A 23,962-nucleotide genomic window follows, 5' to 3' on the forward strand; every position below is an offset into this window, starting at 1 on the left:
TTATTTGCTGTCCTACTGTCGATGATTAATCGATGTCGATGTTATGGTCGAGCTCATCGGTGAAGCCTCTCGGCTCCCGTGGTGCCATGGGGTCATGGTACTCATCGCCACCGCTCTGCTCGCTGCGGTCATGATGTTCGAAGCGGCGCGGACGCTCATCGCGGCGATGGTCGTCACGGCGTTCGCCCTCGCGGCGTGGCCTGCGGTCGGCTCCACGTTCGGGGCGCGGACGGCGCTCACGCTCAACGTAGCCCTCGGGTTTAGGGAGCAGCGCCCGGTGAGACAGCTTGTACTTGCCTGTCTTGGGGTCTATCTCCAGCAACTTGACCTGTATCTTGTCGCCTTCGTGTATTCCCGCGTCCTCTACTGTTTCGAGTCGCTTCCAGTCGATCTCTGATATATGGAGCAAACCGTCCTTGCCCGGCAGTATCTCTACAAAGCAACCGTAAGGCATGATGGAGCGAACGGTTCCCTCATAGACCTCACCCACCTCGGGTACTGCAACGATTGACTTAATCTTAGCGATAGCAGCGTCGATGCTCTCCTTGTTGGGCGCCGACACCTGAACATGCCCCTGACCGTCGCTCTCGTCGATGGTAATGGTGGCGCCGGTGTCTTCCTGCATCTGCTGTATAATCTTTCCGCCCGGGCCAATCACGGCTCCGATGAACTCCTTGGGTATGTCGAAGGCCACGATGCGGGGCACCTGCGGCTTCAGTTCGGCACGAGGTTCGGAGATGGTCTCCATCATCTTGCCCAGTATATGCTCGCGGCCGGCCTTTGCCTGCATAAGAGCTTTCTCCAAGATCTCGAAGCTCAAGCCGTCACACTTGATGTCCATCTGCGTTGCGGTGAGGCCATCTTTGGTTCCGGTTGTCTTGAAGTCCATGTCTCCCAGGTGATCCTCATCGCCCAGAATGTCGGAGAGAATGGCGTATTTGTCTTCGCCCGGGTTCTTAATCAGGCCCATGGCGATACCCGATACGGGCTTCTTCATCGGCACGCCGGCATCCATCAGCGCCAGTGTACCTGCGCAGACGGTGGCCATGGACGATGATCCGTTGGACTCCAATATCTGGCTTACCAGGCGGATGGTATAGGGGAAGTCGGCCGGTATCTGGTCTTTCAGGCCGCGCCATGCCAGGTGTCCGTGGCCAATCTCACGCCGGCCTACGCCTCGTTGGGCCTTGGCTTCGCCGGTAGAGAACGGGGGGAAGTTGTAGTGAAGCAAGAAGCGCTGGTAGCCCTTGAGCAGAACATCGTCCACGAGTTTCTCGTCGAGCTTGGTGCCCAGCGTGCAGGTAGAGAGCGACATGGTCTCACCGCGCTGGAAGATAGCGCTTCCGTGAGGCATGGGCAGCGGCGAAACCTCGCACCAGATGGGGCGGATGTCGGTGGTCTTACGGCCGTCGAGGCGGATGCCTTCATCGAGAATGCAGCGGCGCATGGCGTCGCGCATCACGTCGTCGTAGTAACGTGTGGCCTCTGCATGCTTCTCCTCGAGCTCGTCGGGCGTAAGGTCAGCGTGCCCGGCATCGTACTTTTCGAGGAAGTCGGCCAGTATCTTGTCGAACGCATCCTGGCGTGCATGCTTCTCCAGGGCCTGCTTGTTCACGTCGTAAACAGGCTGGTAGAGCTCTGTCTTAATCTGTTCGCGCAGCTGCTCGTCGTTAATTTCGTGTTCGTAGGTACGCTTCACGTCGGTGCCCAGCTCTTTCGAGAGCTCTTCCTGCAGCTCGCACATCGGCTTAATTGCCTCTGCAGCGGCCTTGAGGGCACCAATGAGGTCCTGCTCCGATACTTCTTTCATCTCGCCCTCTACCATCATGATGTTGTCCTTGGTGGCTCCAACCATCAGGTCCATGTCGGCAGCCTCCATCTGTTGGAAGGTCGGGTTGATAACATACTGTCCGCCGATGCGTGCAACGCGCACTTCGGAGATTGGGTACTCAAAAGGAATATCTGAACAAGCCATGGCTGCGGATGCTGCAAAGCCTGCGAGCGCATCCGGCTGGTCAACACCATCGGCCGAAAGGAGCATCACCTGTACATAAACTTCTGCATGGTAGTTAGATGGGAAGAGCGGACGGAGCACGCGATCCACCAGCCTCGACGTGAGTATCTCGTCGTCGTTAGCCTTGCCTTCGCGCTTGGTAAAGCCGCCGGGGAAACGTCCTGCGGCGCTGTACTGCTCGCGATAATCTACTTGCAAAGGCATGAAATCTGTTCCCGGAACTGCATCTTTGGCTGCACAAACGGTTGCCAGGAGCACTGTGTTGCCCATGCGGAGAACCGCAGCGCCATCGGCTTGCTTTGCAACTTTCCCGGTTTCAATCGTGATGGTTCTTCCATCAGGCAATTGAACTGTTTTTGTAATTACGTTCATCTAAATCTTTAAAACTTTATTGTTTTGTCTTACATCTAAAAAAATATGGCGCAAAGATACCTATTTTATTATGAATAAACGAATGAAAGCGAAATAATTTTCGTTTTTTATGATTACCTTTGCACCCCGTATGATACGCAACATGATATTGGTAGCCGTGGGTGGAGCCGCCGGGTCGGTGCTTCGGTTCGTGCTCTCCAGGCTCATCGTGGGCAGCGTGCTTACCCAGCTGCCCCTGGGAACCATGACGATTAACGTGGCCGGATGCCTGCTCATCGGCCTCATTTACGGCTGGGCCGACCGCGGCCTCATGCTCAATGCCGACCTGAAGCTGCTGCTCACCGTGGGCTTCTGCGGCGGGTTCACCACCTTCTCCACCTTTTGTAACGAGGGGCTCACCCTCTTCCGTTCCGACCAGGCCCTGCTCGCAGCCCTCTACACGGCAGCCAGCGTGTTTCTGGGTCTGCTCGCCGTGTTTGCCGGAGCACAGCTCGCGAGGCTGTAAGGGGAACCTACCCCAGCCCTCCCAAAGGGATGGAGCGGCGCGATAGATAAGAAGTGGATAAGAGGAAAGGCTGGTATTTTTGTTCCAATTCAATCCATACGACAAAGTCTCCCTCCCTTTGGGAGGGCCGGGGTAGGCTTTTCCTCCCCTTAGAAAGGGGAGGTTAGGAGGGGATGATTTATCCACTTTCTTTGCCAATAGCTGCCATCAGGTCATCCCCTCCTCCGCCTCCCCTTTCCAAGGGGAGGATACCAGTTTGACTTTTCGCTATCATCCTCTCACTTATTCCTACAAACGGAAAGGTCTACTGCAGCCAAAAATACACTCTGTTACGCTGTCTTTAAAAACAAGAAAACAGCAAGCGGCAGGCTAACTTGTACGCTGCCGCGGAACGCCCTTTACAAGGGGAGAGCGGAAAAGGTGTCATTCAAGGCCGCCGAAGGGCATGTTCAGGGCGCTTGAACATCACCTCCGGGGAGGTTGAAAGGCATCTTCAGTAAAACTACCCCTGCAGGACGCTGCCGTGACTGCACCCATCAGGCGCCTCCGGAGCACCGTTCACGCCTCATGAAAAACCATCTGCAGCACTCCGAAAAACGGCAATAGCGCACCGTGGCGGTAAAAAATCAAACCCGTATTTGCCAATTATCATTTAAAATAACTAACTTTGCAATCTGAGTAGAAAAATCAACTAAAATGAGAATATCAAAACTCTTTGCGGCAGCCATCATTGCCCTGGCCTCGTTGGCCATTACTTCCTGCAACAACAAGAAGTTCCAGGTGAGCGGTACCATCAGCGACGCCAAGGACTCGACCTTGTATTTTGAGAACATGAGCCTTAACGGTCCGCAGGTCGTAGACTCTGTTAAACTGGGCGAAAACGGTGAGTTCTCGTTCTCCGAGGCCACTCCCGACGCGCCCGAATTCTATCGCCTGCGCATCGCCGGGCAGATTATCAACGTTTCAATCGACTCTACCGAGGCCGTTAACGTAAAGGCCTCCTACCCCAACATGTCGTCACAGTACGAGGTGAGCGGGTCGGAGAACTGCTCGAAGATAAAGGAGCTGGCCCTCATGCAGATTGACCTGCAGAACCGCATCAATGCCGTTGTGAACAATCCCAACATGGGTGCAGACAGCGTGCAGACGGCCGTCGAGGCGCTGCTCGCCAGCTACAAGGACAACGTAAAGCGAAACTACATCTTCAAAGAGCCCATGAAGGCCTACGCCTACTTTGCTCTGTTCCAGACGTTCGCCCTCGGCGGCGCCCAGAACCTTATCTTCAACCCCCGCTCCAGCGAGGACGACGTGAAGGTTTTTGCTGCTGTGGCCACGAGCTGGGACACCTTCTACCCCAAGGCCGAGCGTGGAAAGAACCTGCACAACATCGCCATTGAGGGCATGAAGGACGTGCGCATCATCAAAAACGCACAGGCCAAGCAGGTCATAGAGGCCAGTAAGGTGAACGAGACGGGCATTATCAACATCTCGCTGGCCGACAACAAGGGCCGCACCCGCAACCTGACCGACCTCAAGGGACGGGTTGTGCTGCTCGACTTCCACGTCTTTGCCTCCGAAGGCAGCACCAAGCGCATCATGACTTTGCGCAGTCTATACGACAAATACCACGCCCTGGGACTTGAAATCTACCAGGTTTCGCTCGACCCGGACGAGCATTTCTGGAAGACGCAGACGGCTGCACTGCCCTGGATTAGCGTACGCGACGCCGACGGAAGCACGGCCGCCACGTACAATGTGCAGGGTGTGCCGACGTTCTTCCTGATAGACAAGCAGAACACGCTCTACAAGCGCGACGCCCAAATCAAGGACTTGGATGCCGAAATCCGCGCGCTCTGCGGCAAGTAAGCTTATTTTTCCGCGGATTATCCCCGCGGTTTGAAGACAAAGTAACAAAGCATTTGTTTTGCTGACTACGGGGTGTGAAGACAGAGTAACAGAGTAATAATTCTGTTGCTGTTGTGGCTTTGAGACAGAGTAACAGAGTAATTATTCTGCTGCTGTTGTGGCTTTGAGACAAAGTAACAGAGTTATTATTCTGCTGCTGTTGTGGATTTAAGACAGAGTAACAGAGTAATTATTCTGCTGCTGCGGTGGTTTTGAGACAAAATAACAGAGTAGTTTTAAAGCTGCCGGCGGGCTTGATTATCAGTAACAACAAGCAGTTGCCGCCCAGCAACAAAGCAAACCTGTATCCTCCCCTTAGAAAGGGGAGGTTAGGAGGGGATGATTTATCCTCTTTCTTTGCCATAAGCTGCCTTCTGGTCATCCCCTCCTCCGCCTCCCCTTTCCAAGGGGAGGATACCTGTTTGTATTCTTCCTTATCTTCTCTCACCTATTCTTATCTATAAACAAGCCCACAGCAACAGAAAAAACACTCTGTTACTCTGTCTTTATACAAGAGGAACTAAGCAGCAAGAAACACGCAGCAGCAGAATAATTACTCTGTTACTCTGTCTTTAAGCCAAGCAGGCAGCGCAAAAAACACTTTGTTACTCTGTCTTTAACCTCACGCAGCAGCAGAAAAGGAAGCAGTAAGGAGCAAAGCTCCCCCTCCTTCGGAGGGGGCTGGGGGGAGGTTACACAATAATCCTAATCTTCTTGTAACTGTCCCTGAACTCGGTGGGCGAGCAGCCCTTCTTGCGCTTGAAGATGCGGTTGAAGTTGCTCAGATTGTTGTAGCCGCAGTTGAAGCAAATCTCCGAAACGCTGTCGGTAGTGTCTATCAGCATGCGGGTGGCGTAGCCCATGCGTATGTCGATGATGTAGTCACTTAACGTGCGACCGGTGTGGAGCTTAAAGAAACGGCTGAAAGCACTCTCGCTCATGTTGGCCAGTTCGGCCAGTGTCTTGAGCTTTATCTCGTACATGTAGTTCTCGTTGATGTAGTTTTTAACCCTCAGCACGCGGCGGCTGTCGTCCTCGATGTTCACCTTGGCGTAGCTGCTGGTGGCCAGGGTGCGTGCTCCTGTGCTGTTGGCCAGGCTGTTGAGTATGCGCAGGAAGCTCATCAGTGCCTCGAAGCGATCCTGCAACAGGCTGAGCCTGTCGAGCTCGCTGTACACCTTCATGATGGCTTCCAGCGGAAAGGCGAGCCCCTTGCGGGCCTCTTTCATCATGTGGTGGATGTTGAAGAAGGGCGTCTTGTCGAAGAAGCTGTCGTCCTCCATGCCGAATTTGAACTGCACGGTAATCTCGCGTATGTCGTCGCTTCGGCATTCGTTCTGCTCCCACACGTGCTCCAGGTCGGGGCTGGTGATGAGCACCAGGTCGTAGTCGCCTATCACTTCGGAGCTGTCGCCCACAATCCGGCGCACGCCGGCAGCATGCTGCACGAAGTTGAGTTCGTAGACTTCGTGGTTGTGGATGGGATAGGAGAACTCCTTCTTGTGGCGGTCGGCGATGTAGAGGGCGTCCTTCTCCATCAGCGGAGTAATCTCGTGGAGTACATGATTCTCGTTCATGGCAATTCGTTTAAGTGCTTGTTTGTCCTTAGACGATTGCAAATATACATTATTTTTTTTAGAATCCACGCTCTATCAGTTCAAAACACATTCTGCTGTTATGATAAGGACACTTCCAGAAACCGGCCTTGTCGTCGGCGAGGTTCACGTTTCCGGCTTCGTCGCAGCCCCAGTGCCACTCGCCGTTATGCCAGTCTACAAGGTGTTCCTTCACGTAGTTCCAGCAACGCAGGGCCGTCTGCAACGCCTCTTCGTCGTGGAAGTATTGGTAGAGATTGACGTGACCGATTACGGTTTCGCACATCACCCACCACTGGCGCTGGGTGTCCGTGCGGCCTGTATCGGTCCACCGTTCGTACAGCATGGAGCCGTCGGGCTGCAGACCTTCGTCGGCCGCCGCGGCTATCCGCCGTATCACGGGCTCCATCCGGGCCACGGTTTCCGCATCGCCCAACACGAGCGCCGTTTCGTGCAGCAGCCAGCTGGCCTCTATGTCGTGGCCGAAGCTCTGCACGTTGCGCCGTCCCTGCCACGCATCATCAAAGAAGAGGTCCAGGTGAGAGGTATGGGGATTGAGCAGCCTGCCGGTAAAGATGCCGAGCAGGTTCCGCAGACTGCGTTCCAGCTCGGGCTCGGGCCACACGCGGTAGAGGTTGGTATAGGGCTCAATGATGTGCAGATGGGTGTTCATGGTGCGGCTGCCGTTCTCGTCCTTATCGCTTAGCCGCATGTCTGCTATGGGCTGCCAGTGGCGCGTCAGGGCCTCAACGTAGCCGTTGTTGCGGCTGTCGAAGGCGTGCCGCTCTATGTCATGGTACAGCGCCACGGCTGCATCCAGCGCCTCATCGTCGCCCGTGGCGCGGGCAAACTCACTCAACCCGTAGATGGCAAAGCCTATGGCGTAGGTCTGCTTCTTATCGTCCAGCGGCCGTCCCTCGCAGTCTACCGACCAGTAGACGCCGCCGTGAACGGGGTCGATGAAGTGGTCGATAACGTAGCGCTTGGCCCTTTCGGCCGTTTCCAGATACGCTCTGCGGCCCAGTACGCGGTAGGCAGCGGAGAAAGTCCACAGGATGCGGGCGTTGAGTACGGCTCCCTTGGGGGCTTCGGGGTGCACACGGTCGTGGCCGTCGATGCGTCCGTAGAAGCCTCCACGCTCACGGTCTACCGCCCGCTCCATCCAGTAGGGCAGGATGTTGCGCTCCACCAGGTCGCGCATCTCGTTCTTCAGGTCTGCTGTCATGCTTCAGTTTTTCGGATATCTTTCAGTCGGTTGCTTATCTCCTGCATCCTGGTTTTGGTGAGCGGGTACACCATCATGATGCCCACCATTAGCAAGGCGACGCCTGCGGGTATCCAACTCATGGTGAGTTTCATGCCCAGAATGGCGCTGTCAGTTTGCTGCACGGCATTCGGAACCAGCCCGAATGCTGCGAATATCCACAGCACCGCGCTGCCTGCAATGGCGCCGCCGAACTTCTGAGCCATGGAACCGGAGGAGAAGATGAGCCCTGTTGAAGAGGATCCATCTTTGGCCGTAGCGTAGTCGGCCACGTCGGCATACATGCTCCAAACCAACGGCGAGACGATGCCCGTGCAGATGGAGATGAGTATCTGCAGCAACAACATGACGATGAAGCCGCCGTTGGTGCAGGGCACATAGAAGAAGATGGAGCTCAATACGGCCAGTGCCACGCCGGTAAGAGCGAAGGTTGTGCGCTTGCCGAGCCTGCGGCTGATGGGCACGGCGGCCACAACGCCAATCATGTTGCACACCTCGCCCACGCCTAAAAACAGTCCCGCAAAGAACAGGAAGCTCGCGAAGCCGAGGTCGATATGTGCCTGCTCTCCGATGTAATACTTGAAGTAGTAAGCCACGGTAGCACCTCTCACCGTATTGAAGAGATTGGTACAGAGGGCTGCTACGGTGAGCAGCCACCACGGGGCGTTGCGAACAAGCGACGAGAGGTCGGACCCCAGCGACGTTGCCTGCACCTTCACATGCTCTTTCGTCATGCGGAAGCAAGCCAGGAACAGCAGGAAGCAGAACACAGCTATCACTATCATGGCACCCTGCCAGGCATCCTGCACCGAGCTGCCGGCATTGGCAAAGAGCTTGCAAAGCGGTTCCCAAGAGAACAGGGCGATAAAGGAGCCGGCGTAGGCAAAGAACATACGGAAGCTGGAAAACACGGTTTTTTCGTCCGAGTCGTTAGTCATTACGCCGAGCATGGAGCCGTAGGGCACGTTGATTCCCGTGTAGACGGTCATCATGAGGATATAACTCACATAGGCCCAAACCAGCTTTCCGGTTTCTCCCATATCGGGTGTAGTGAACAGCAGGATGCCGCACAGCGCAAAGGGTGCCGCAAACCACAGCAGATAAGGACGGTACTTGCCCCAGCGAGTTTGCGTACGGTCGGCGATGATGCCCATCATCGGGTCCGATACTGTGTCCCATATTCGGGTTACGAGCATCAGAGTGGCGGTGGCGCCGAGCGACAATCCGAAGATGTCACTATAGAAGATGGGCAGATAGTAGGAAAATATCTTCCAGAACATGGAGGACGCCATGTCGCCGAAACCATAGCCTATCTTCTCCGAAAGTTTACTTGCAGCCATTGTTCTTGTGGATAAGTTGCTTGATGGTTTCCACACTTGCCGAGGTCGTAAAGCCGTCCTGCGGCGTGTGCTGGCAGTAATCAACGAGGCGGTCGACGGTAGACGTGGCCACGTGCATGCGGGTATCGGACGATGCGTAGTAGATGAACACACGGCCGTCGGGGTCAGCAATCCAGCCGCTGGAGAACACCACGTTCATTACATCGCCGATATATTCCCCTTCCTGCGGCACGAGGAAGTAGCCGCCGGGCTGCGCCGTGACGCGCGCAGGGTCGTCGAGAGCCGTCATGTACATATAGAGAACGTAGCGCAAGCCGCTCGCACAGCCTCTCACACCATGTGCCAGGTGCAGCCATCCCTGCGGAGTCTTGATGGGATGAGGGCCTTCGCCGTTCTTTACTTCCATGATGGTGTGGTAGTGGCGGCGGTTGATGATGCGCTCGTCGGTAATCTCGGCGTGGGTGATGTCGTCCACCAAAGCCCAGCCGATGCCGCCTCCGGAGCCGGCATCGATAAACCCGTCCTGCGGCCGAGTATAGAAAGCGTACTTTCCGTTGACGAATTCGGGATGCAGAACGACGTTACGCTGCTGGCTCTTCGACTTCAGGTCAGGCAGCCGGTCCCAGTGTACAAGGTCCTTGGTGCGGGCTATGCCGGCCGTAGCCGTGGCCGCACTGAGGTCGCCGGGACGGCTGTCGTCATGGCGTTCGGCACAGAACACGCCGTAAATCCAGCCGTCCTCGTGAGCCGTGAGGCGCATGTCGTAGATGTTGGTAGCCGGTACCACGTCATCTGGCATGGTGATGGGCTCGGGCCAGAAACGGAAGTTATCAATGCCGTTAGGGCTCTCTGCCACGGCGAAGAAGCTCTTGCGGTCGGCTCCCTCCACCCTGACCACGAGCAGATACTTGCCTTTCCACTTCATGGCACCGCTGTTCATGGTGGCATTCATCATGATGCGCTGCATCAGGTAGGGGTTATCGTGCTCGTTGAAGTCGTAACGCCACTCCAGCGGAGTGTGCTCCGCCGTGAGTATGGGATGGCGGTAACGCGTATAGATGCCGTTACCCCACTGCTCGGGCTCGTTCTTGCGGGTCAGCAACTGCTCGTGACGGGCACGCAGCTGCTGCAGTTTCTCTTCAAAATCAGTCATAGTTATGCTTATTTTATATTCTTGATATCGTTCACGAAAAGATTCTTCGCCTCGCCCAGTTCCAGTGCTCCGAGCTCGAAACCCATGACAGCGGGATAGCTGCCGCAGATGTCCTTGACATCGCTGCGGCCCCTATCCCACTTCCAAGAGCGTTCGTAGACGGGGTCATCCTGATGACCAATCATGATACCTTGGCGGCAGATGGCCTGCAATCGGGCCACAAGCTGCCCGGCGGGCGTGTCACTTCCCGCCGTGATACCTAATGAAGATAACATCAAAAAACCTATTAAAGCAAATTTCTTCATATCTTATTCAACCGTCAGTACAGCCTTCTGCAGGTCGTTGTCGCGGCTGCTGGGGCCCACGAGAATCTCGAAGTCGCCCGGTTCCACAATCTTTTTCATGTCGATGTCGTAGTAAGCCAGCTTGTCGGCGCTGACGGTAAATTCCACCGTCTTGGTCTCCCCGGCCTTCAGCTCCACGCGGCGGAAGTCCTTGAGCTCCTTCACCGGCCGTGCCACCGACGACACGCAGTCGTGCACATACAGCTGCACAATCTCCACGCCGTCGCGGTTACCCGTGTTGGTTACGGTAACCTGAGCCTTCACGCTGCCGTCGGCAGCCATGCGGCCGGCCGAGAGTTGCAGCCCTGCATACTTGTAGGTGGTGTACGAGAGGCCGTAGCCGAAGGGATAGAGCGGCTCTGACGTGCCGCAGACCACGGGATGGAAGAAGGCCGAAGCCTTGTGGTTGTACCACGTGCTGATTTGTCCGGCCGAGCGCGGCATCGTCATGGCCAGCTTTGCCGACGGGTTCACCTGCCCGTAGAGTATCTCGGCAATGGCCCTGCCGCCGAACTGTCCCGCCTCCCAGGCGTTGAGAATGGCCGTTACATGGGCTGCAGCATAGTTCACGCTCAGCGGCCTGCCGCTGATGATAACCAGCACCACGGGCTTCCCGGTCTCGCAGATGCGGCGGATGAGCTGCTCCTGCAGGCCCACCAAATCCAGATTGTCGCGGTCCGTATCCTCGCCACTGGTGCGGTCGTTCCAGCGGAAACGCATCATGTACTCGCCGCAGCAAACAATGTTCAGGTCGCTGTTGCGGGCGGCTTCCACGGCCTCGTCCACCTTGGCCTGGCTCATGTTGCGCGGGTCCCAGCCCTGGTCAACGAAGCTGAAGTCGGTTTCCGGCGCCGCCTCACGCAGTCCGCGGAGCACCGTCCACACCTTGTCGTCGGACTGCAGCTCGCTCCAGTCGCCCATGATGTTCTGGTCGTTGGCGTTGATGCCCGTTACCAGCACCTTTTTATATTTACTCTTGTCGAGCGGCAGCAGCCCACCGTCGTTCTTCAGCAGCACGATGCTGTTGCGGGCAGCCTCCAGTGCCGTTGCCTTATGCTCGGGGCTGTTGATTACCTTGTCGCGTGTCTTGGCGTCGCTGTAGGGATGTTCGAAGAGCCCCAGGCGGAACTTGACCGCCAGGATACGGCGCACGCTCTCGTCGATGCGCTGCTCGGATATCTTTCCCTCCTTGACCAGAGCCACCACGGCGTCCATCCATTCGGGCCCGTGCATGTGCATGTCCATGCCTGCCAGGATGCTCTGCCTGAACGCCTCCTTGTTATCGCGGGCCGTGTGGTGCTGGTCCACGCAGTGCTCTATGTCCATCCAGTCGCTCACCACGAAGCCCTTGAAGCCCCATTCGCCGCGCAGCACGCCGTCCATGAGCCACTTGTTGGTGTGGCAGGGAATGCCGTTGAGCTCGTTGTGCGACATCATCACGCTCGCCCCGCCGGCCTTCACCGAGGCCTCGAAGGGCGGGAAGAACACCTCGCGCAGCGTTCTTTCCGACACGTCGCACGGCGCTCCGTTGGTTCCATTGATGCTGTAGGAGCCGCCCACGAAGTGTTTGACGCAGGCCAGCACATCGTCCGTGCCGTCCAGATTGCCCTGATAGCCGCGCGTGGTGGCCTCTCCCAGGAGCGAAACCAGGTAAGGGTCCTCGCCGAAGGTCTCGCCGCAGCGCCCCCAGCGGCCGTCGCGGGCCACCTCTACGTTGGGGTTAAAGGTCCAGTGCATGTTCATGGCCCGCATCTCCCGTGCCGTCTGGCGGGCTATCTTGTAGGCCATCTCCACGTCGAATGAGCTGGCCAGGCCTATGTTTGTTGGGTAAACGGTGTTGTCGCGGCACTTGGCATTGCCGTGGATGGCGTCGATGCCGATGAGCAGCGGTATCTGCAGGCGGCTCTGCATGTTGAGTTTCTGCAGGTAGTTGGCCTCTTCCAGCGTGAGCACATGCAGGAACGAGGACACCAGCCCCTGGCGGGTCCACGCCTCCATGTCGGCCACCGTGACGCCCGGATAAAAGGCGTTGGCGGTGTTGGTGGCCAGTTCGGCGGCCGTCATGGCGGCCGAGTTCTGCTTAAAGTGCTCGATGCCCACCAGCTGGTTCATCTGTCCCACTTTCTCCTCCAGCGTCATTCGCCCCAAGAGGTCGCTCACGCGGGCCTCCACCGGGGCCTTGGGGTCTTTGTAAACGGGCTTCTTCCCGTTGGTCGTTGCATTCATATCTACAATCGTTACGATGGCTGCAGCCAGTAAAAACAGTTTTTTCATTTCACTCCCAATTCGTTACGCAACCAGTCCTGCCACTCGTCCCACTGCTCCTGGTACCAGTAGTGTCCGGTCATCTGATACACACTGAGGGTCTTCCGGCCCTTGAATATATTATAAACTCCGTAAGAGGAGACGGGCGGAACCACCTCGTCGTTATAGCCGAAGGAGAACCACGCCGGCACAGTGATGCGCCGGGCGAAGTTCACCCCGTCGTAGTAGCGGGCGCCTTCTACCCGCTTGGGGTCAACGTCAGCTTGCTGATAGAAGTAGTGGGGCCAGCCACCGGCCACGCCGTTCAGTTCCTGTTCGTAGTCGCACATGGCGTCATGAACGGCTGCCAGAAAGGTTACGCGGCTGTCGAGTGCCGCCACGGCCAGCGAGAGGAACCCGCCCTGGCTGGCTCCGGTCACGCCGAGCGTGGTGCCGTTCCACTGGGGCAGCGTGGCTATATAGTCCACTGCGCGCACTGCGCCGGTAACCACGCGCTTGTAATAGTTGCGGTTGGGGTCGTCGAGATTGGTTTCCCAGTAGCCGTTGAGGGCACCCTCCAGCAGGTTGTCGTACACCCGCTGCTCCATCGTTACGGGTATGCCGTGGATGCCTATCTCCAGTACGATGGCCTTGCCCGGCGCCGTATAGGTGTCGCCTGCATAGGGTCGCACGCCTGCTCCGGGTACCCGAAGCAGGGCGGGATAGCGACCCGCGGCCACAGGAACGCTCAGGATGCCGTACATACGGCTGCCCGGGCGGTTGTTGACAAAGCTCACCTCGTACACGTTCATGTCCTTGGTACAGCGCTCGGGCAGCAATCGGCGCGTGGGGTCGAGGTCGTTTGTGCGGGCGTCGGAGAGTGCCTTGCGCCAGAACTCGTCGAAATCGGCCGGACAGCGGGTGGCGGGCACGATGCGCTGGGGCGAGAAGGCGGCCGTGCAGAGGCCCTCGTAGCGCTTGCCGCCCACACGGGCCGTTACCTTGAGGCGGTAGAAGCCGGGCTTGTTCATCGTGCCGGTAAGCTCCAGGGTGCCGTCGTTCAGGGTTACGCCCTGCCGCTTCAAGTCGGGATACATCACGGGGCCGGCCTCGTAGTCAACCTTTACGCCGGGCATCAGGGTGCCCGATTTGAGCACGCTGACCCTGAAGCGGGCCGTCTGCCCCGCCTCGTAGTTCCAGTCGGCATGGTCGGGCTGCACGGCCACCACGATGTTATTGCCGCGTATCTGCGCCCCTGCAGGGAGCACAAACAGCAGCGCAAGCAGCATGAAGAGTAGTTTACGCTTTGTCATAGATTGTTGGTTTTCGTCGCTGCTCTGCCCGCCGTGCCCGTGTGTTTGAGGGTCACAAAAAGGCAAACGAGCGCTCGTTTTCCATTCTAATTTGTCAAGTATAGTCATTAGGACAATGCAAAGATAGGGTAAAATATCCTAAACAACTAATACTTTTTTATTCAAAAACAACACTTTATGGGAAAACAAGGGAGCCTGCCCCTACCCTCACGAAGAGTGTGAGGGGAAAAAGTGCTCCGTAATTCATAAAAGCCTACCCCCTCCCCTTGGGGAGCCTACCCCCTCTCCTCACAAAGGGAGGGGTGAGAAAAGAAAGGACCCATCCCCGTCCCTCCCAAAGGGAGGAGTGAAGATTGGGAACGGGAGCGGGGCGAATGATTACACCTTATTATATATAGGGCCGCGTTACGGCCGGCCTCTGTTTACGTGCGTTCTGACCGTTTCGCCCTGCCGTGGGCCGGCCTGCTTGCCTGCAGGTTTGCCGAAGCTATGCTTCAAGCGCGCCGAAGGTATCGTTCAAGGGGCTTGGAGCTATCCTTCAAGAGGCTTGAAGGATAGCTCCACCTTTTCAAAAGCACATAATCATGCGGAAGTTATTGTAGCTCAAAGCCTTACATCAGTCATCACACACGGAGCTGCAGGTCGGTAAAAGACTTGCCGTTTTTCCCTTCTCGCAGCGCCCGCGGTCGTCCTCAACCCTCATCCCTCTCTTTAGGAGGGACGAAGGTAGACTCCTATCAAGCAAGAAAGTACAACAAGCAGGCGTAAATTATCACAAATCCACAATTGGCAAAATAATACTACTCTTTATCAAAAAAGTGCAAACAGTTTATTATCATTTTTTATATCTTTGCATCAAAATGTATTACTAACCCAAAAGAAGCGTTAAAGGAGCTTATCAAACAAGAACCATCGCGACCTCCGGCGGCGTGATGCCGCTGTCTGCCTTATATATAATAAGGTGAAACGGAGAGCCGGAAAAGCTACAGACTTACTAATATCAAACTGAGGAATAAACGTACCTAATATAAAAACCAAAATAAATTCTATGAGTCCAAAATGCTGTAAAGTTACGTTGCTTGCGGGATTGTGCACGCTCACCTTGTTGAGCTACTCTCCGCAACTCTATGCAGCTGGCGAGCGAAACTTGCCGGCAGCAGTGCAACAAACCAAGAAAGTGACGGGTACTGTATCTGATAACCAAGGCCCGATTATAGGTGCTACGGTCAGAGTGAAGGGTACCCAGAATGCTACTGTTACCGACATGGACGGTAACTACTCTCTCAACGTGCCGCAGGGCGCCACGCTCGAGTTCTCGTACATAGGCTACGTGAACAAGGAAATCAAGGTGGGCTCAGCCTCCACGTACGACGTCACGCTCTCCGAAGACAACCAGAGCCTGGACGAAGTGGTGGTGGTAGGCTACGGTACGATGAAGAAGAGCGACATCTCCGGCGCCTCCGTATCCTTGGGAGAAAAGGATGTGAAGGGCTCCATCATCACCTCGCTCGACCAGTCATTGCAGGGTCGCGCGGCCGGTGTGACGGCAGTATCCACCTCAGGTGCCCCGGGTACCTCTACCTCTATACGCGTACGCGGCCAGGCAACCATCAATGCAAACGCCGAACCGCTGTACGTTATCGACGGCGTTATCGTGCAGAGCTCCGGCTCGTCGGGCGCATCGCTCGGTCTGGGCGATGCACTGGGCAACGGTGCCACGTCCACCATCTCGCCTCTGTCGACCATTAACCCGGCCGATATCGTGAGCATGGAAATTCTGAAAGACGCCTCCGCCACCGCCATCTACGGTGCACAGGGCGCCAACGGCGTTGTGCTCATCACCACCAAGCACGGCCGCGCGGGCGAAGCCAAGTTCACCTACGACGGCATGATGGCATGGAACCGCCAGACAAAGCGCCTGGATATCATGAACCTACGTGAGTACGCACAGTTCTACAACGACTTTGTGGAGACCGGACAGGTGGCCAACCCGAGCGAATACTACAGCGACCCGTCACTCCTGGGCAAGGGTACCAACTGGCAGGATGCCGTTTTCCAGACGGCCTTCCAGCACCAGCACCAGCTCTCGGCACAGGGTGGAAGCGACAAGGTGCAGTACTACACCTCGGTGGGTTACATGGACCAGGAGGGTACCATCGTTGGTTCGGCCTTCAACCGTATCTCGTTCCGCACCAATCTAAACGCCGAACTGAAGAAGTGGCTCAAGATGGGAGTGAACATAGCCTATACACATACGCACGATTACCTTACGCTGGCCGACAGCGATGAGGGCGTTATCAACTACTCGCTGCTTACGGCTCCCGACATTCCTATCTACAACATAGAGGGCGGCTACTCCACTATCGTGCGCAAGGGTTACTCCAACCCCAACCCGATAGCACTGGCGCTGCTGAACGACATCAAGCTGCGCCGCCAGAAACTCAACGGTAACATCTACTTTGACGTGTCGCCTATCAAGCACATTACATGGCATACGGAGTTCGGCTTCGACCTGGGATGGAACAAGGGCGAGACCTACGAGCCGATGGTTGACCTGGGCGGATGGTCCAGAGCCAGCAACGAGAGCCGCATCTCCAACTCGAAGAACACCTACTGGTCGGCTAAGAACTACATTACCTACGCCAACCAGTTCGGCGACCACTCCGTTACGGCCATGGTAGGACAGGAGGCCTGGGAGAGCAAATGGGAGAACACGTCAATCTACAACACCGGTCTGCCCTCCGACGAGGTGCACAATCCGCAGCTGGGATCGGGCGACCCGCAGATTACTGCAGGCTGGGGAAGCGCTGCCATGGCTTCTTTCTTCACCCGTCTCACCTACGGCTACAAGGGCAAATACAACGGAACCTACACCTACCGCTACGACGGAAGCTCCAACTTCGGACCCGACAAGCGCTGGGCAGGCTTCCACTCCTTTGCCGCTTCGTGGCGCTTCTCGGAGGAGAAGTTCGTACGCGACTTTGCCGGCAAGTGGCTCAGCAACGGCAAACTGCGCCTGGGCTGGGGACAGACAGGTAACTCCTCCATCGGCGGATACAAGTGGGGAACCACCATTAGCATCATGAACTCCAACTTGGGTTCAGGCTATCGCCCCGCAAACATTCCCAACACGGCCATTCAGTGGGAGTCGCAGGAACAGTGGAACGTAGGTCTGGACCTCGGATTCCTCAACGACCGCATCAATGCTACTATCGACTGGTATCGCAAGGAGTCCAAGGACATGCTCATGCCGCTGCAGTTGCCCTCGTACATGGGTACCTCCGGCAACGCCTCATCAGCCCTCGCAGCACCTTGGGGCAACTATGGAACCATCCGTAACACCGGTTACGAAATCACGGTTACTACGCATCCGCTCATTGGTCAGTTCCAGTGGGACTCTGAAGTGCAGTTTACCCGCAACAAGAACAAGCTCGTTGCCCTCTCGGGAACGGCCAACGCCGCCATCGTAGGCTACGGCCAGTGGAGCGACGTGGTAAGTATGTCGAACGTGGGCGAGAGCCTCTACAGCTTCTACGGCTACAAGACAGACGGCATTTACAAGGATCTGGCCGACCTGCAGAACAGCCCCAAGCCCGTGAAATATCCCGCCGACGGCGTCTTCAACCGCTCAAACACCGTGTGGGTAGGCGACGTGAAGTACAAGGATCTGAGTGGTCCGGAGGGCAAACCCGATGGTGTCATCGACGATTACGACCTCACCAACATCGGCTCTCCGCTGCCTAAGTTCACTTGGGGATGGACAAACACCTTCCGTTACAAGAACTTTGACCTGAGCATATTCATCAACGGATCGGTTGGCAACAAGGTATTCAACTACATGAAGATGAAACTCACGCACATGAACTCGCTGTGGAGCAACCAGCTGGTTGACGTGCTGGGGCGCTCCATACTGGAACCCATCGACCCGAACGTTGTCTATGCAGACGGCAGTCACTGGTACGACCACGTGGACAACGTGCGGGTATCGAACCCGTCGGCCACGCTTCCGCGCGCAACTATTGCCGATGCAAACGACAATGACCGCATAAGCGACCGCTACATAGAGAGCGGCACCTACCTGAGAATGAAGAACATATCGCTGGGTTACACGTTCCCGAAGAAGCTCATCTCGCGCTTCGGCATCGACAACCTGCGCGTGTACTGCAACATCCAGAACCTCTTTACCATCACGCCGTACGACGGCTACGACCCTGAAATTGGTGTCAGCACGGCCAGCCTCAACGTTTATGGACTGGACAACGGCCGCTATCCGTCGCCTACTACCTATTCGTTCGGTTTGAATCTGACGTTCTAAAACTTTAAAATACTATCGAATATGAAATTTTCAACTATCAAATATATCGCGCTGACGGCTTTTCTGGGACTGAGCCTTACTTCCTGCGAGGACTTCCTTGACCGCCCGGCAGAAGACAGCTACAATGCAGGCAACTTCTATCTGAACGACCAGCAGTGCATTCAGGGCGTCAACTATCTGTACAACTCGCCTTGGTACGACTTCCAGCGCGGCTTCATCAAGGTGGGCGAAGTGATGTCGGGCAACTACACCTGGGGCTCAAGTCCCTACCTGACGCTCACCGTCAACAACACCGACGAAGACCTGGTGAACATGTCGTACTCACTGTGGGCCGTGATAGGTCACGCCAACACCGTATATAACTACATCAAGGGAGGCGGCGCCTCCGAAGCCGTGAAGAACCAGACCATGGGCGAATGCCTCGTCTGGAAGGCCATGGCCTACTTCTATCTGGTGCGTACGTTCGGCGATGTGCCCATCGTTCACGACAATTCTGCCATGCTCGCCGACGGCAGCTACGGCAATACGTTCAAGGTGCAGAAGGCCGACGTGTACGAATACATTGTGCTCACGCTGGAGAAAGCCATGGATTTGCTCAAGGATGTAAAGACTCCCGGCAACGGCCGCATAGACTACTACAGTGCCGAAGGCTTGCTGGCAAAGGTGTACCTCACCAAGAGCGGCGTGAATGCCAACGGCAACGGACAGCGCGACACCGAAGACCTGGCCAAGGCCGCACAATATGCCAAGGACGTTATCGACAACTCCGGCCGCAACCTGTTGGCCAACTACTCCGACAACTTCCGCCTTGCCTACAACAAAAACGAGGAGAGTCTCATCTCCTGGCAGTGGGTGGTGAGCGCTCAGTGGACATCACAAAACACCCTGCAGAGCGACCTCGGCATGGTTGGTTTTGATGAGTTCGGCGATACTTGGGGCCAGTGGGCCGGTCCGTCGGTAGACTTACAGGAAGCGTTTGGCGTGAGCGCCATCGAAGATCCTGCCAACCGGCACGACGTAGACTCTCGCCGCAAGGCTACGATGATGCTTCCGGGCGACTTCTACGAATACTTCTGGACCAAGAAACAGGACGACCAGAAGCGCAACGGCTTCAACTATACGCAGTTCCTCTTTGACTCCAACGGCTACGGCAAAGGCGGCCCCGCAGGCCAGTATACCGGAGCAGGCGCCAATGAGGTGAAACATCTCTACGGCAACAACGACGACCACGTGGCCGGAACGGGCACATCAGCAGCGCGCATGGCCAGCAGTCTGGCCACGCATATCCTGCGCCTGTCGGATATCTACTTGGTTTACGCCGAAGCAGTCATTGGCAACAACGGCTCAACAACCGACGCCAGCGCCATTGATGCCTTCTATGCCGTGCGCCATCGCGCCGTAACATCTTACGAAAGACCGGCCTCCATTTCCTTTACCGACGTGTGGAAAGAGCGCCGCCTGGAGCTTGCTATGGAGGGCGACCGCTGGTACGACTTCGTGCGCCGCAGCTACTACGACATGAACGGAGTAATAGCAGAACTCAAGGCCCAGCACCGCAACCCCTGGTACTCACCCGACGTGCCGCACAAGGCATGGTATGAGAGCGGCTACAAGACCTGGACCGTAGACCCCGAAGTTACCCGCTACGACAGCGATACACCTGCTCCCAACGTGACGGCCTCCAGCTTCACGCTGCCGTTACCAAGCCAGGACGTAGTCTTCAACGGCAACCTGATGAAGGACCCGGTACATGTCGACATCCGCGAAACCTATTCTTACTAATTCCAAAAGCATCCGATTATGAAACTGAACAAACATATCAACCTGCTGGCCTACCTGGCGCTGCTCCTCACGGGCACCGTGCTGACTTCCTGCGAGGATGAACCCGACAAGTTCGAGCTTACCGACGGCACGCCTACTATTAATTATGTACGAGTGGGTAGCTTCGACTCACGCGACTCACTGATAACAGAGGCCTCCATGAAGCAAACCATCTGCCTCGTAGGTCATAACCTGACCAGCATCAAGGAGATGTACTTCAACGACCAGAAGGCCATCCTCAACACCAGCTACATTACCGACCACACGCTCTTGGTAGACGTTCCGGGCGGCATTCCGCAAACTGTTTCCGACAAAATCTTCATGGTTAACCAGGCCGGAGACACCACTTCGTACAGCTTCCACGTCATTGTACCTGCCCCGACGGTAACACGCATGTCGTACCAATACGCACCGGCAGGCAGCGAAGTGATCCTGAGCGGCGACTACTTCATCAACGATCCCAACGTGCCTCTTACCGTTACCATCGGCGAGAACAACGTTCCGGTAACCGACATCAAGTCCATCACCAAGACTACTCTCACCTTCACCATTCCCGAAGGGGTAGAAGAAGGCCCCGTTACCGTGACCTCCATCTACGGCAAGACTACTTCCAAGTTCCACTACCTGGAGTCGAGAGGCATCGTATTCGACTTTGACGGCTTGACCGGACTCACCAACCACGGCTGGCATGCACGCACCATTACCACCGACGCAACGGCCGTTACGGGCAACTTCGTTGTCTTTGGCGAGGGTGCAACGATGACGGCAGAAGGCGGATGGGACGACGGCGCCTTCTCCTTCGAGTACTGGCCGGGCGACTATACCGACCCCGTTACCTATACCGACGGCGTGAGCGCCCGACTGAACGACGTGGCGAGCTTCGCCAACTTCCCCAACATGTCCATCCAGTTCGACATGTTCATCCCCACCACCAACCCGTGGCAGGCCGGTGCCATGCAGATAATCTGCGCCGGAACCGACAAGATTACCAACTCCGGAGGCGGCACCGACCAGTACGGCAACACCGTGGCAGGAGCCAACAACACCTTCTTCAACAACGACGTGCTGCCGCGTGCAGTCTACATGCCATGGCAGTCTACCGGCTCTTATGACACCGGCGACCAGTGGCAAACCGTAACCATACCGCTCTCGGCGTTCGCCTACGGCATGGCCGGAGGCAAGGCCACGGGAGCTGCACTCACGGCAGCCGACTTTGCATCGCTCACCATCTTCATCACCGGTGGTGGCGTAACGGGCAAGGAGTGCCAGCCTATCATCAAGATTGACAACATTAGATTCGTGCCTTACACAGAATAATCGCATTTAACCAAGCACCATTATGAAAAAGTACTATAATCTATTCATCCTGTTGGTGGTAGCCCTTACCGGGCTATCACTGACAAGCTGCAGCGACGATGACGACCTGAACACCGACCAGTACGGCAACGACATCTCCCTGCAGTCATTCGGTCCATGCCCCGTTCTGCGTGGAGGCACGCTCCACTTCCTGGGCACCAACCTGGACCAGATAACCGAGATTCACCTTCCCGGTGCCGACCCCATCACCCAGATTGAAGTCATCAAGGCTGGCAGAGAGAGCGAAATCACCATCCAGGTGCCCGCAGAGAAATGCGAACCGGGCATCGTCACCCTCAAGACTGCCAAGGGTGGAGAAATCAAGAGCGTTACACCCGTAACCTACCGAGAGGACATCACCCTCAGCAAATTCTACGTGGGAAGCGACGGAAACCTGACCGGAAGCGTCGGACAGACCGTTACCATCAAGGGCGACTACCTGAACCTGATACACGGAGTGGTATTTGCAGACAACGACACCGTGAAGGAAGAGAGCTTTACCACCCACGACCGCTACACCATCGAGGTAGCCATACCCAAGGCCGCCAAGACGGGCAAGCTCGTACTTACCGACATGGGAACGCCTGCAACGGAGATACAAACCGACGAGGCGCTCACCGTCAACCTGCCTACCGCCACGGCACTGTCGCCTGCCAAGCCCAAGGCCGGGCAGACACTCACCATCAGCGGCACCTCGCTCGACCAGATAGAGAGCGTTAGGTTCAACGGAGCCATCGTGCCCGAAGCCGACCTCAAGAAAGCTGCCGACGGCAAGACACTCACCTTAACGGTGCCCGAAACGGCTGCCGACGGCGAGGTAACGCTCGTAACCTACTCCGGCGTCGAGATTCCTGCAGGCAGCATAGAGACCGTAGTGCCAACGGAACTGAAGGCGGAGCCTGCTCCCGTAAAGAACGGAGCTACGCTTACCATCAGCGGCAAGGACCTTGACTTGGTGAAGGACATCACCTTCCCCAACTGCGACCCGTCGATGCTGAAAACCTCCGGCGCCACTAAGATAACGGCAGAAGTACCCGCCACGGCACAGGAAGGCGACATTACGCTCAACCTGAACAACGGAAAAACCGTCACGGTAGCCTACACGCTCGTTAAGCCTAAGGTCACTTCGTTCACTCCCGCTTCGCTCATAGCAGGCAACCAGGTGCTGCTCCGCGGTACCGACCTGGACCTCGTGGCCTCCGTTACCTTCCCGGGCGAAGGCGCACCTACCGTTGCTGCCGAGAACTTCACGGCCCAAACCGAAACCGCCATCGGCCTTACCGTGCCGGCATCGGCCGCAGGTTCGGACGTTACCCTGAACCTGGCAAACGGCGACAAGATTGAAGCAGCAGGCCTCACCGTCAATCCTTCCACCGACCCATCTCTCACCGCAGATGCCGAAGGCATTATAGGAGCCGACGCAACCGTGAACGGCAAGAACTTCAACAACGTGGAAACCATTTACATAGGCACCACGAAAGTGGTCAAGTTCAGCAACCGCACCAACACCTCCATGACCTTCCAGATACCTGCAACGGTACCGGCAGGCACGTACAACCTCATCATGGTCGATTACAGCGGCAAGCAGTACACCGTAGGCAAGATAACAGCCAAGCCGGCGGAGCAGACCATCTGGAGCGGCAGCTTTAACAACGCAGGCTGGTCAGGCAACCAAGACTTGGCCTGGGGAGGCTACGACTGGACCAAGGCTACGGCCGGCCAGACGCTTACCTTCTACTTCACGTGCAACGACCCCACGGCCGGCTGGGCCTGCATCAGCCTGCGCTACGGCGACGGCTGGGGCAACATGCCGAACAACCAGATTGACGTTACGCCCGCCGCAGGCGAAATGACAAAGACCTACACGCTGACAGAAGAGGGCCTCACCCTGCTGCGCACCAAGGGCGGACTCGTCATCACGGGCGACGGCCTCACCTTCAGCAAGGTGACGCTCAAGTAGCCCGCACCCTCCGGAATCCGCATCTTCTGGCCGGCAACGCCTCTCTCCGCCTCACCGGCGCAGCCCTTGACCTGTACTGAATAAGTTGACAGTTTACATCAACCAAAAGAAGTAAAAAGTCATGAAACAGTACAATGAAATCGAAAAATTAGAGTTATTACGTCGGTACCTCACGAGTGGCCTGTCGATACGCGCCTTTTCCGCAAATGCCGGCATTCCCGTGGCGACATTCTTCGGATACCTCCGCGCGTACGGCCACCCCGACAACTCATCAATTTCCTTGCTTATGAAACACGAAGAACTGCCAACCACGCTCGACGAGCTTCGCGCCCAGCTGCTCGAGGAGCGCAAGGCGCATGAAGCAGAACTCAAGCGCCTGAAGAAGGAACTGGCCCAGGAGAAACTCCGCTGCCTGGCCAATTCCACGATGATAGACCTGGCCGAGAAGAAGTTCAACATCC

At 56.5% G+C, this 23,962-nt stretch carries 16 protein-coding genes; 7 read left to right on the top strand and 9 right to left on the bottom strand.

Annotation, left to right across the window (positions count from 1 at the left end):
* Window positions 1–25 precede the first annotated feature (25 nt).
* Window positions 26–2,386, bottom strand: coding sequence for a polyribonucleotide nucleotidyltransferase (gene pnp, locus BMW31_RS04680; protein WP_091821746.1), 2,361 nt, complete (start codon window positions 2,384–2,386; stop codon window positions 26–28).
* Between the two features lie 109 nt (window positions 2,387–2,495).
* On the opposite strand from pnp, the gene crcB reads away from it, so the two are divergent.
* Window positions 2,496–2,891, top strand: coding sequence for a fluoride efflux transporter CrcB (gene crcB, locus BMW31_RS04685; protein WP_255404821.1), 396 nt, complete (start codon window positions 2,496–2,498; stop codon window positions 2,889–2,891).
* Between the two features lie 696 nt (window positions 2,892–3,587).
* Window positions 3,588–4,757 carry a TlpA disulfide reductase family protein gene (locus tag BMW31_RS04690; RefSeq protein WP_091821752.1) on the top strand — a complete coding sequence of 390 codons (1,170 nt, stop codon included), beginning with the start codon at window positions 3,588–3,590 and terminating at the stop codon, window positions 4,755–4,757.
* Between the two features lie 229 nt (window positions 4,758–4,986).
* Here BMW31_RS04690 and BMW31_RS04695 read toward each other — a convergent pair whose 3' ends face one another.
* The 8 genes from BMW31_RS04695 to BMW31_RS04730 form a co-directional block, all read right to left on the bottom strand.
* Complete coding sequence (locus tag BMW31_RS04695; RefSeq protein ID WP_091821755.1) at window positions 4,987–5,244, bottom strand: hypothetical protein; 258 nt, start codon at window positions 5,242–5,244, stop codon at window positions 4,987–4,989.
* A 244-nt stretch (window positions 5,245–5,488) separates the two neighbouring features.
* Complete coding sequence (locus tag BMW31_RS04700; RefSeq protein WP_091821758.1) at window positions 5,489–6,373, bottom strand: helix-turn-helix domain-containing protein; 885 nt, start codon at window positions 6,371–6,373, stop codon at window positions 5,489–5,491.
* A 58-nt stretch (window positions 6,374–6,431) separates the two neighbouring features.
* Window positions 6,432–7,616, bottom strand: a complete 1,185-nt coding sequence (locus BMW31_RS04705) for an AGE family epimerase/isomerase (protein WP_218140599.1) — start codon at window positions 7,614–7,616, stop codon at window positions 6,432–6,434.
* The gene (locus BMW31_RS04710; RefSeq protein WP_091821761.1) at window positions 7,613–8,995 is read right to left on the bottom strand and encodes an MFS transporter; all 1,383 of its coding nucleotides are present in this window, start codon (window positions 8,993–8,995) and stop codon (window positions 7,613–7,615) included. The genes BMW31_RS04705 and BMW31_RS04710 overlap by 4 nt, the downstream gene beginning before the upstream one ends.
* A complete protein-coding gene (locus BMW31_RS04715) occupies window positions 8,982–10,148 on the bottom strand; it encodes a glycoside hydrolase family 130 protein (RefSeq protein ID WP_091821764.1) in 1,167 nt (388 codons plus the stop codon). The genes BMW31_RS04710 and BMW31_RS04715 overlap by 14 nt, the downstream gene beginning before the upstream one ends.
* An 8-nt stretch (window positions 10,149–10,156) precedes the next feature.
* Complete coding sequence (locus BMW31_RS04720; protein WP_094148877.1) at window positions 10,157–10,423, bottom strand: hypothetical protein; 267 nt, start codon at window positions 10,421–10,423, stop codon at window positions 10,157–10,159.
* Between the two features lie 33 nt (window positions 10,424–10,456).
* Window positions 10,457–12,766: a glycoside hydrolase family 3 N-terminal domain-containing protein gene (locus BMW31_RS04725; protein WP_091821770.1), complete on the bottom strand. Its 2,310-nt coding sequence runs from the start codon at window positions 12,764–12,766 to the stop codon at window positions 10,457–10,459.
* The gene (locus BMW31_RS04730; protein ID WP_091821773.1) at window positions 12,763–14,049 is read right to left on the bottom strand and encodes an acetylxylan esterase; all 1,287 of its coding nucleotides are present in this window, start codon (window positions 14,047–14,049) and stop codon (window positions 12,763–12,765) included. Before BMW31_RS04730 ends, BMW31_RS04725 begins: the two co-directional genes overlap by 4 nt.
* A gap of 1,048 nt (window positions 14,050–15,097) precedes the next feature.
* Here BMW31_RS04730 and BMW31_RS04735 point away from each other — a divergent pair.
* The 5 genes from BMW31_RS04735 to BMW31_RS04755 all read left to right on the top strand — a co-directional run.
* The gene (locus BMW31_RS04735) at window positions 15,098–18,364 is read left to right on the top strand and encodes a SusC/RagA family TonB-linked outer membrane protein (protein ID WP_177166271.1); all 3,267 of its coding nucleotides are present in this window, start codon (window positions 15,098–15,100) and stop codon (window positions 18,362–18,364) included.
* Window positions 18,365–18,385: 21 nt separating this feature from the next.
* Entirely contained in the window at window positions 18,386–20,146 is a 1,761-nt protein-coding gene (locus BMW31_RS04740) for a RagB/SusD family nutrient uptake outer membrane protein (protein ID WP_091821776.1), read from the top strand.
* An 18-nt stretch (window positions 20,147–20,164) separates the two neighbouring features.
* Window positions 20,165–21,502, top strand: coding sequence for a glycan-binding surface protein (locus tag BMW31_RS04745; RefSeq protein WP_091821779.1), 1,338 nt, complete (start codon window positions 20,165–20,167; stop codon window positions 21,500–21,502).
* A gap of 22 nt (window positions 21,503–21,524) precedes the next feature.
* Window positions 21,525–23,501 (top strand): IPT/TIG domain-containing protein, encoded by a 1,977-nt coding sequence (locus tag BMW31_RS04750; protein ID WP_091821782.1) that lies wholly within the window; start codon window positions 21,525–21,527, stop codon window positions 23,499–23,501.
* Window positions 23,502–23,622: 121 nt separating this feature from the next.
* The coding region (locus BMW31_RS04755; protein ID WP_091821834.1) for a transposase at window positions 23,623–23,962 on the top strand (340 nt) is incomplete at its 3' end.

The organism is Prevotella sp. kh1p2, from assembly GCF_900111525.1.
Lineage (GTDB): Bacteria > Bacteroidota > Bacteroidia > Bacteroidales > Bacteroidaceae > Prevotella.

What these genes read in the sequence shown, in the direction of transcription:
- BMW31_RS04745 (WP_091821779.1), top strand. Translation starts at nt 20,165, where the DNA reads ATGAAACTGAACAAACATATCAACCTGCTGGCCTACCTGGCGCTGCTC.
- BMW31_RS04720 (WP_094148877.1), bottom strand. Translation starts at nt 10,423, where the DNA reads ATGTTATCTTCATTAGGTATCACGGCGGGAAGTGACACGCCCGCCGGG.
- crcB (WP_255404821.1), top strand. Translation starts at nt 2,496, where the DNA reads ATGATTACCTTTGCACCCCGTATGATACGCAACATGATATTGGTAGCC.
- BMW31_RS04740 (WP_091821776.1), top strand. Translation starts at nt 18,386, where the DNA reads ATGAAATTTTCAACTATCAAATATATCGCGCTGACGGCTTTTCTGGGA.
- BMW31_RS04690 (WP_091821752.1), top strand. Translation starts at nt 3,588, where the DNA reads ATGAGAATATCAAAACTCTTTGCGGCAGCCATCATTGCCCTGGCCTCG.
- BMW31_RS04710 (WP_091821761.1), bottom strand. Translation starts at nt 8,995, where the DNA reads ATGGCTGCAAGTAAACTTTCGGAGAAGATAGGCTATGGTTTCGGCGAC.
- BMW31_RS04735 (WP_177166271.1), top strand. Translation starts at nt 15,098, where the DNA reads ATGAGTCCAAAATGCTGTAAAGTTACGTTGCTTGCGGGATTGTGCACG.
- BMW31_RS04705 (WP_218140599.1), bottom strand. Translation starts at nt 7,616, where the DNA reads ATGACAGCAGACCTGAAGAACGAGATGCGCGACCTGGTGGAGCGCAAC.
- BMW31_RS04750 (WP_091821782.1), top strand. Translation starts at nt 21,525, where the DNA reads ATGAAAAAGTACTATAATCTATTCATCCTGTTGGTGGTAGCCCTTACC.
- BMW31_RS04700 (WP_091821758.1), bottom strand. Translation starts at nt 6,373, where the DNA reads ATGAACGAGAATCATGTACTCCACGAGATTACTCCGCTGATGGAGAAG.
- BMW31_RS04715 (WP_091821764.1), bottom strand. Translation starts at nt 10,148, where the DNA reads ATGACTGATTTTGAAGAGAAACTGCAGCAGCTGCGTGCCCGTCACGAG.
- pnp (WP_091821746.1), bottom strand. Translation starts at nt 2,386, where the DNA reads ATGAACGTAATTACAAAAACAGTTCAATTGCCTGATGGAAGAACCATC.
- BMW31_RS04725 (WP_091821770.1), bottom strand. Translation starts at nt 12,766, where the DNA reads ATGAAAAAACTGTTTTTACTGGCTGCAGCCATCGTAACGATTGTAGAT.
- BMW31_RS04730 (WP_091821773.1), bottom strand. Translation starts at nt 14,049, where the DNA reads ATGACAAAGCGTAAACTACTCTTCATGCTGCTTGCGCTGCTGTTTGTG.